Below are 8,104 nucleotides of genomic sequence, written 5' to 3'. Positions count from 1 at the left end.
CGACGGATCGTGCTACCAAGCCACACCACCGGTCACGGCAGCGGCTTGACATCAGCATTGGGAAGCTCCTTGTCGCCACTGGGTGCCGCTCCGGCCCAGCATGGCCAACCCCGGCCGCGCCCGCCGCCCGACACGGCCCGGCACCACTCCGATGGCCCTGCGGGCGCCGTGGCCGCGCCGCGGTCACCGGCCGGGCGCCCGCGCGGCCCGGACACCGCGGTGAGCGGGACGCCCGCGCCGGTGCGCGGCGGTCCCACGTCCCGGCGGGGTCGTCACGGCAGGCTGGACCACCCCCGGTCGTGCGGTCAGCGTTCGCCTTCCGGGTCCAAGGCGCCCAGGGTCGCGGCCAGTTCCCGCCGGTAGTCGGCGTAGGCCGTCCGCAGGTCCTCCCCCGGCCCGGCCGGCCGGCCGTGCGCGGGCGCGGGCCGGTCAGGTCTGCCGGGCGTGCACCGGGTCGTGCGCGACCTCGTCCGGACACTTCCGGTGCGGTTGGCTCAGCCGCCGGTCGCGCCGCCAGTCGGACATCGCGAGCGCCAGGGACGCCACCATCCCGACGAGGGCGGCGCACAGCGCGGTCACGAGGGCGCCCCGGTAGTCGTGGCTCCGGCCGAGCACCAGGTAGAAGAGGCCCGGCAGGGCGGCGGTCCCCAGCGTGGCGCCCAGCCGCTGCCCGGTCTGGAGGGCGCCGCCCGCCGCGCCCGCCATCCGCACGGGCACGTCCCGCAACGTCATCGTGATGTTGGGGGAGACCACGAAGCCACCGCCGACGCCACCGAGGAACAGCACCGGCGCGGCGACCCAGGGAGCGAGGTGCGGGGGCACGAAGCGGAGCAGCAGCGCGGTGCCGCCCAGACCCACGATCACGCCCGTCAGGCCGCACACGGTGAGCAGGCGGCCGAACCTGTCCACCAGCCGCCCGGACACCACGGCCGCGCTCGCCGAGCCGAGGGCGAACGGAGTCACGGCGAGCCCGGACCGGAGCGGGGAGAAGCCGAGGCCGTGCTGGTAGTAGAGCGCGAACACCAGCCAGACCCCGCTGAAGCCGATGAAGTACAGCGTTCCTATCCCGGCGCCGACGGCGTAGCCGCGCACGGTGCTGAACAGGCGCGGGTCGAGCAGCGGCTGGGCGTGCCGGGCGACCAGGCGGCGCTGCCACTGAGCGAAGACGACGAGCACCGCCGCACCGACGGGGAACAGCCACCACAGCCGGTCGAGACCGCCGGCCTCCGCCTGGACCAGCGGGTACATGAGCGCGAGGACGCCGAGGCCGAGGAGCAGGACGCCGGGCACGTCCACCCGGCCCCGCCCGGAGCGCCGGGTGCGGGGCAGCAGGCGGCGGCCGAGGAGGATGGCGAGGATGCCGATGGGGACGTTGACGTAGAAGATCCACCGCCAGCCCTGGGCCCCGGAGGCGAGGGCCAGGATGACACCGCCGGTGAGGGGGCCCGCGGCGGAGGAGATGCCGACGGTGGCACCGAAGAAGCCGAAGGCCCGGCCGCGTTCGGCGCCGCGGAACATCTGCTGGATGAGCGCGGAGTTCTGCGGGGCCATGAAGCCGGCCGCCAGGCCCTGGGCGAGGCGGGCCGCCACCAGCAGCATGATGCCGGGGGCCGCTCCGCAGGCCGCGCTGAAGACCACGAAACCGCCGAGGGCCAGCAGGAAGATACGGCGCCGGTCCAGCGCGTCGCCGAGACGCCCGGCGGTGACGAGGGCGAGGGCGAAGGTCAGGGCGTATCCGGAGACCACCCACTGCACCTGTGCGGGGGAGGCACCCAGATCCCGCTGGATGGTGGGCAGGGCGACCGCCACGATCGTCACGTCGAGCAGGCTCATGAAGCCCGCCACCAAGGTGACCCACAGCGCGCGCCACCGGCGCGGATCAGGCTCGTAGCCGGCCTTCTGGGCACCCGGGTCCCGACCGCCCGTCACCGATGTCGACGCTGTCACCCGGGACTCCTCTCACCAGGGCCGCACCCGGTCGAACCAAGTTCCCGCGCCGGGCACGGGCACACCTACCCCCCACCGCGCTACGCGACCCGCCCGCCGGCTCACCCCGTCCCGGCCCCGCTCAGCACCAGTTCGCGGAACGACGGCACGACCGGGCGGAGATCCGTGAGGTGCCAGGCCGCCCAGAGCCGTACCGACGCCTCGTGCCACGGCAGTTCCCGTACGGTGATGCTCTCGCCGGCGCCTCGCAGCATGCTCTTCTGGATCAGCGCGAGGCCGAGCCCCGAGGCGACGAGTCCGAGGGCGGTCTGCGGCTCGGCGGCGTCCAGCCGCACGTCCGGCGTGAACCCGGACGCCGCGCAGGCGGCGATGAAGACGTCGCGCCAGGCCGGATGCTGGGAGTCCGCCACGGCGATCCAGGGCTGCCCGTCGAGGTCGGCGGCGGTGATGACTTCCTGCTCGGCGAGCGGATGCCCGTGGGGGAGCGCGAGCATCAGCGGGTCCTCCAGCAGCAGCGCGGAGCACAGGTCGGAGTCGTCGGCGGCGGGCGGCTCGTGGACGAGCGCGATGTCCAGGCTCCGCTGCCGCAGACCCTCGAACTGCTCGGCGGGGCTCAGGGGGTACAGGGCGACGTGGATGTCGGGGCTGCGCTGCTGGAGGGCGCGCAGCGCACCGGGCAGGATGCCGGTGTGCAGGGCGTGCGGGACGTAGCCGATGCACAGCCCGCCCTCCTCGCCCCGGCCCAGCCGCCGGCCGAGGTTCTCCAGCCGCTCGGCGTGCCGCAGCAGCGCGCGGGCCTCGCTGAGGAAGACCCGGCCGTCCGCGGTGAGCCGGATCCGCTGCTGGCTGCGCTCGAAGAGCGTCAGACCGAGCTTCTGCTCCAACTGGGCGATCTGCCGGCTGAGCGGCGACTGGGAGATGTGCAGGGCCTCCGCGGCCCGGCCGACGTGTTCGGCCTCGGCGACGGCGACGAAGTAGGTGAGCTGGCGCAGATCGAGCATGTAAGACCTCTGGGGACTCAAGTCTGTCCAACTATGTCTTGGACAGTCTCAACTTCTCGATCCTAGCCTCGGTGACACAAGGACGACGACCCGCCGGACACCCCGCGCGGCACCCGTCACGACCCTCACCGAAAGACCCCCCATGAGCATCAAGAACCTGCTTCCCGGACGTCTCGGCTTCGGCACCGCCCCGCTGGGCAACATGTTCCGCGCCATCCCGGACGAGGAGGCGGCGGCCACCGTCCAGGCCGCCTGGGACCACGGCATCCGCTACTTCGACACCGCCCCGTTCTACGGCGCGGGGCTCAGCGAGATCCGCCTGGGCGAGGTGCTGTCCGGCATGCCCCGCGACGCCTACGTCCTGAGCACCAAGGTCGGCCGCGTCATCCTGGACGAGGCCGAGGACCCGGTCGCCCGCGACCTGGGCGAGAAGGGCGGCCTGTTCGAGCACGGACGCCCCAACAAGATGGTCAACGACTACTCGGCCGACGCCACCCTGCGCTCCATCGAGGACAGCCTCAAGCGCCTGCGGACGGACCGGCTCGACATCGTCTGGGTGCACGACGTCGCACAGGATTTCCACGGCGACGAGTGGCTGGCCAGGTACGAGACCGCCCGGACCGGAGCCTTCCGGGTCCTGGACCGGCTGCGGGACGAAGGCGTCATCAGGGCCTGGGGCCTCGGCGTCAACCGTGTCGAACCCCTGGAGGTGACCCTCGACCTGGACGAGCCCCGGCCGGACGCGTTCCTCCTCGCCGGGCGCTACACCCTCCTCGACCACGAGCGTGCCCTCCAGCGGCTGCTGCCCGCCGCGGCCGGGCGGAACGTCGACATCGTCGTCGGCGGTCCCTACAGCTCGGGCGTCCTCGCGGGCGGCACGCACTTCGAGTACCAGCAGGCCCCCGCCGAGATCGTCGCCAAGGTCGAGCGGATCAAGGCGCTCGCCGCGCGGCACGGCGTCGGCATCAAGGCCGCCGCGCTTCAGTTCTCCCTCGCCCACCCGGCGACCGCCGCGGTCATCCCCGGCGCCACCCGCCCCGGCCGCGTCGCCGAGGACGTCGCCGCGCTCGCCGAGACGGTCCCGGCCGCGTTCTGGACCGCGCTCCGCGAGGAGGGCCTGATCGCCGGGAACGCGCCGCTGCCCGCCTGACCCCCCGAACCCGATCTCGATCCCCAGGAGAGACCCATGGCCACCACCAGCGCGTCCCTCGACGTCCCCGTGCCCGCCGACCGGGTGTGGCAGCTCATCGGCGGCTTCGACTCACTGCCCGACTGGCTGCCGTACATCCCCGGCAGCGAACTGAGCGAGGGCGGCCGGGTACGCACCCTGACGAACGAGGAGGGCGACGTCATCGTCGAACGGCTGGAGGCGTTCGACGACAAGGCGCGCACCTACACCTACTCCATCGTCCGGGCCCCCTTCCCGGTCACCGGCTACCGGTCCACCCTCACCGTGCGCGAGGCGCCCGACGGCCACGGCGCCCGCGTCGAGTGGTCCGGCACCTTCACCCCCGTCGGAGTGGCGGACCAGGAGGCCGTCGACCTCTTCCACGGCATCTACGCCGACGGACTGGCCGCCCTCCGCCGGACCCTCGCCGGCTGACCGCACAGGCGCCGCGCGCCGGGCGCGGCGCCCGGTCAGCCGGTCGCCGGGGACTCCACGCCGAGCCCGGTGAGGTAGGCGGTGAGGACGCGGGTGAGACGGGGTTCCACCTCGACGAGGACATGGCTCAGCCGGGGATCGCTCGCGTACAGCTCCCGCAGGTGCGGCCCCGGGCTGGCCATCTGCCACAGGGCCCCGGCCATGCTGGTCGCCGCGGCGACCGTGTCGACGGCCTGCGGCTCGGTCAGTCCGAGCAGCCGGTGCAGTTCGCCGCCGATCCGTTCGACCTCCCCGAGCGTCACCAGCTTGAAGGACCGCACCGACTCGATCGACACGTTCCGTTCCAGGTTCAGGGGCGCCTGGGCGAGCAGGTCGCAGAACATGGGGCGCGCCGCGAGCGTGCCGGCGATGACCTCGGCGACCTCGGCGGGCGTGGCGTGCGACCGGCCCGCGAGGTCGCCGCACAGGTCGGCGGCCCACTGCCGCCACCCCTCCGCGGTCAGTTCGAGGAAGATCTGCTCCCTCGTCTCGAAGTAGCGCAGCAACGCCGACTTGTGCATGCCCACGGCCGCCGCGATGTCGGTGAGGGTGACGTCCCGCACCCCGTGCCGGCCACCGAGCGCGCGGGCCGCGTCCAGGATCGCCTGTTCGCGGGCCTGTTTGGCCTCGGCGCTGCGCGCACGCCGAAAGGCAAGCTCACTCATGGAGGACATCATAGGAAGCAGTGGCGGAACGCGGTCGCGTTACTAGGCAGACGGTGTCGCACCGGTGAGAGTGGACCGGTTGCGGCCGGCTTCGCCGGGTACCCACGCGAGGTGAGGAGGCATGGGCACGGCCCGGACACGACGAAGGCGAGCTGCTCGTGACGCGGCTCGGCGGCGCTGAGGACGACGGGGCGGGGACGGACGACGGCGTGGTGGCCGCCGCGCTGGGGATGGGCGACGCCGTGGAGCTTCTGGTGACCCTGTGGTCGTCGGCGGCCCAGGACGTGGACTTACGCCTGTCGCCCCATCAGCTGCGGGCGCTCCGGGCGCTGGAGGCGGCGCCGGATCTGAACCTCACCGCCCTGGCGGAGCGGCTGGGCATCGGGCTGCCCACGGCCAGTCGGCTGTGCGACCGGCTGGAGGCGGCCGGCCTGCTGGAGCGTTCGCCGCGTTCGCGTGACCGCCGTGAGGTGCGTCTGGAGCTCACGGCGCACGCGCGGCGCGTCCTCGCGGACGTGGCGCGACGCCGGGAGCGGGCCCTGGCTACGGCACTGCGGCGCATGGCGCCGGACGACCGGGCGGCGCTGAGGCAGGGTCTGCGGGCCCTGCGGGCGGTGCTGGACGGAGGAGCGCCGGTGCGGGGCGCCGAGGCGGAGTGACCGGCCGGGGCCCTGCCGGCGGGGCCGTCGCTCGCGGTCCGGACCCCGCCGCGTCAGCGTCCGTGCCAGTCCAGGCACACGACCAGGGCGTCGTCGTCCGGGGCGGGCCGGCCGCGGTGGCCGGACAGTTCCCGCAGGATGGCGCGGGGCACGTCGGCGGCGGGCAGCAGGCGGGTCGACTGGATCGCCCGCGCCAGCGCGGTGTCCCCGTATGCCTCGCCCTGGGGATCGGCGACGGCGTAGACACCGTCGCTGACGAAGACCAGTCGGTCGCCCGGCCGCACGTGGAACTCCTGGGCCACGTAGTCGGTCTCCTCGAACATGCCGAGCGGCAGCTGGGCGTCGAAGGCGACCCGCTCCACGGTCCCGCCCCGCAGACGCAGCATCTGCGGGGACCCGGCGTCCACCACCGTCACGCGACCGGTGGCGAGCTCGAAGTCGAACATCAGCACCGACAGGTAGCAGCGGCCACGATAGTGGGCGTAGACCGCCTGATCGGCCAGGGCCGCCTGGTCCGCGAGGGAGATACCGGCCCGCCGGGCGTTGCGCAGGGCGTTGATGGCCAGGTTCGTGAGCAGGGAAGCCTCTATGCCCTCGCCCATCCCATTGGTGACGTACAGCATGAGGTGGTCGGCGGTCGCCGACCAGTCGAAGTTGTCACCGAAGATCCCGTACGCGGGCTCCAGCTGGGCGCCCAGCTCGTATTCGGGACGGGCGCACGAACCGCCGGGCAGCAGCTGCCACTGCATCTCGGCGGCCAGGGTGAGCCGGTCCTTGCGGCGTGCCCGCAGATACAGGTCGGTGTCACGCCCGGCGACGACCACCTCATGGGCGAGCACCTCGGCGGTCTCGGCCAGCTCCGCCAGCCCGTCAGGGGTGAGCGCGCCCTCCGGCAGGGTCACGGACAGCACGCCGAGCCGGTCGCCGCGCACGCTCACGGGCAGATGCACCCGGGCCAGGCCCTCCGGCGCCGGCTCGACGAACGGCTGTTGGGCACCGAACGCACGGCCGGCCGCACTGCCGTGGACCGCGAGCGGCTCCACCGAGTGCGGCGGCACGGGAACCGGCTGGAGCACCGTCATCCCGTAGTCCGCCAGGAACAACTCGGCGGACCGCGCCGCGTACTCCTCGGCGAGCACGCGGCGAAGGGCGTCGAGCAACTCATCCGGTGCCGCCGTCCGCAGGGCGCGTTCAGCGGTCACAAATCTGTTCACGATGGGAAAAACACCAATCCTTGGTCGGGCCTCGGTCCCACGCGGCACTCGATTCCTCCGCGCCGGTCGTGCGGGACATCTGTCACCAGCCTGCGTCCCTAGTAGGCTGCCAACCGTCCCGAAGCCTGCGAGAGTGTGACAGTGACCGCCTTCCGACACCTGCCACAGCCCGATGAGGTCGCCCGTATGACCTCCACGGCCGGTGAGCTGCTGGAAGTGCTCTGGGGGCGTGCCTCCACCGCGCCCGCCTCCGCATCCCAGCTGCGCGTGCTGCTCATCCTTGAGCACAACGAGGGCATCAACCTGCGCACCCTGGCCGATTCCCTGGCGTCCACCCCGCCGTCCACCAGCCGGCTGTGCGACCGGTTGCAGGCCGCCGGTTTCGTCGACCGCGTGGTCAGCCCCGCGGACCGGCGGGAGGTGCGGCTGCACTTGAGCAACCGGGGGCGGGCCTTCCTCGACGACCTGCGGGCCCGCAGGGAGAGGGAACTACAGGAAGTCCTGATGCTGATGCCCGCCGCCAAGCGGGCCGCCCTGCTGGAAGGGCTGGAGGCTTTCTGCGCCGCGGCGGCCACGCAGATACACGACGACGCAGAGGGGTCCGGCAGCCGGACCGCCTGATGCGCTGGGCGCGGTACCCGGACCGTCGGCGCCATGGGGCGCCGGCGGCCGGGACAGGCAGCGGCCCGCGTCCACCGGAACATCACAGATCCTTCCCCGTGCCCGTCCGACACGGTTACTTTGTTGCCTCGTGGCTATAGTTGTCAAACGGCAACTGCCACTCCCTGTTCTCTCCGTCCACGGATACCCCGAACGCCGCCGGGCCTGCCCGAGCCGATGACTCCCGCGCCACGTGGACCCGCGGTGAGGCTCCGCCGTGGAATCGCCCCGGAGGTCCGGACCCGGCCCGTGACACCGCTGCGACCGGATACCCTTGAGCGGCGCCGGGCATGTCCGGGCCTCCGGCGGGTAGACG

At 73.2% G+C, this 8,104-nt stretch carries 8 protein-coding genes; 4 read left to right on the top strand and 4 right to left on the bottom strand.

The features are described from left to right. Positions 1-429 precede the first annotated feature (429 nt). Together IE273_RS23750 and IE273_RS23745 are read right to left on the bottom strand one after the other, a co-directional pair. Positions 430-1,947 carry an MFS transporter gene (locus tag IE273_RS23750; RefSeq protein ID WP_189817166.1) on the bottom strand — a complete coding sequence of 506 codons (1,518 nt, stop codon included), beginning with the start codon at positions 1,945-1,947 and terminating at the stop codon, positions 430-432. 101 nt (positions 1,948-2,048) lie between these two features. Next, positions 2,049-2,948, bottom strand: a complete 900-nt coding sequence (locus IE273_RS23745) for a LysR substrate-binding domain-containing protein (RefSeq protein WP_189817165.1) — start codon at positions 2,946-2,948, stop codon at positions 2,049-2,051. A 142-nt stretch (positions 2,949-3,090) separates the two neighbouring features. Here IE273_RS23745 and IE273_RS23740 point away from each other — a divergent pair, with 142 nt between their 5' ends. Both IE273_RS23740 and IE273_RS23735 read left to right on the top strand, forming a co-directional pair. Then, positions 3,091-4,098, top strand: a complete 1,008-nt coding sequence (locus IE273_RS23740) for an aldo/keto reductase (RefSeq protein WP_189817164.1) — start codon at positions 3,091-3,093, stop codon at positions 4,096-4,098. 36 nt (positions 4,099-4,134) lie between these two features. Continuing rightward, positions 4,135-4,551 carry an SRPBCC family protein gene (locus IE273_RS23735; protein ID WP_189817163.1) on the top strand — a complete coding sequence of 139 codons (417 nt, stop codon included), beginning with the start codon at positions 4,135-4,137 and terminating at the stop codon, positions 4,549-4,551. Between the two features lie 35 nt (positions 4,552-4,586). On the opposite strand, the gene IE273_RS23730 is transcribed toward IE273_RS23735, so the two are convergent. After that, positions 4,587-5,255, bottom strand: coding sequence for a TetR/AcrR family transcriptional regulator (locus IE273_RS23730; protein WP_189817162.1), 669 nt, complete (start codon positions 5,253-5,255; stop codon positions 4,587-4,589). A 158-nt stretch (positions 5,256-5,413) separates the two neighbouring features. Between IE273_RS23730 and IE273_RS23725 the strand changes: the two genes are divergently transcribed. Then, positions 5,414-5,914: a MarR family winged helix-turn-helix transcriptional regulator gene (locus tag IE273_RS23725; protein WP_189817161.1), complete on the top strand. Its 501-nt coding sequence runs from the start codon at positions 5,414-5,416 to the stop codon at positions 5,912-5,914. Positions 5,915-5,967: 53 nt separating this feature from the next. Here the strand turns inward: IE273_RS23725 and IE273_RS23720 are convergent, their stop codons facing one another. Further along, positions 5,968-7,116, bottom strand: coding sequence for a PP2C family protein-serine/threonine phosphatase (locus IE273_RS23720; RefSeq protein ID WP_229887423.1), 1,149 nt, complete (start codon positions 7,114-7,116; stop codon positions 5,968-5,970). Positions 7,117-7,314: 198 nt separating this feature from the next. Between IE273_RS23720 and IE273_RS23715 the strand changes: the two genes are divergently transcribed. After that, on the top strand, positions 7,315-7,749 hold the full coding sequence (locus IE273_RS23715) for a MarR family transcriptional regulator (protein ID WP_189817159.1): 435 nt from the start codon (positions 7,315-7,317) through the stop codon (positions 7,747-7,749). Positions 7,750-8,104: the final 355 nt, after the last annotated feature.

The organism is Streptomyces olivaceoviridis, assembly GCF_014650115.1.
Lineage (GTDB): Bacteria > Actinomycetota > Actinomycetes > Streptomycetales > Streptomycetaceae > Streptomyces > Streptomyces olivaceoviridis.
This window is presented reverse-complemented; position numbering and strand designations above follow the sequence as displayed.

Coding starts and splice junctions, on each gene's coding strand:
- IE273_RS23745 (WP_189817165.1), bottom strand. CDS start 2,948: ATGCTCGATCTGCGCCAGCTCACCTACTTCGTCGCCGTCGCCGAGGCC.
- IE273_RS23740 (WP_189817164.1), top strand. CDS start 3,091: ATGAGCATCAAGAACCTGCTTCCCGGACGTCTCGGCTTCGGCACCGCC.
- IE273_RS23735 (WP_189817163.1), top strand. CDS start 4,135: ATGGCCACCACCAGCGCGTCCCTCGACGTCCCCGTGCCCGCCGACCGG.
- IE273_RS23730 (WP_189817162.1), bottom strand. CDS start 5,255: ATGAGTGAGCTTGCCTTTCGGCGTGCGCGCAGCGCCGAGGCCAAACAG.
- IE273_RS23715 (WP_189817159.1), top strand. CDS start 7,315: ATGACCTCCACGGCCGGTGAGCTGCTGGAAGTGCTCTGGGGGCGTGCC.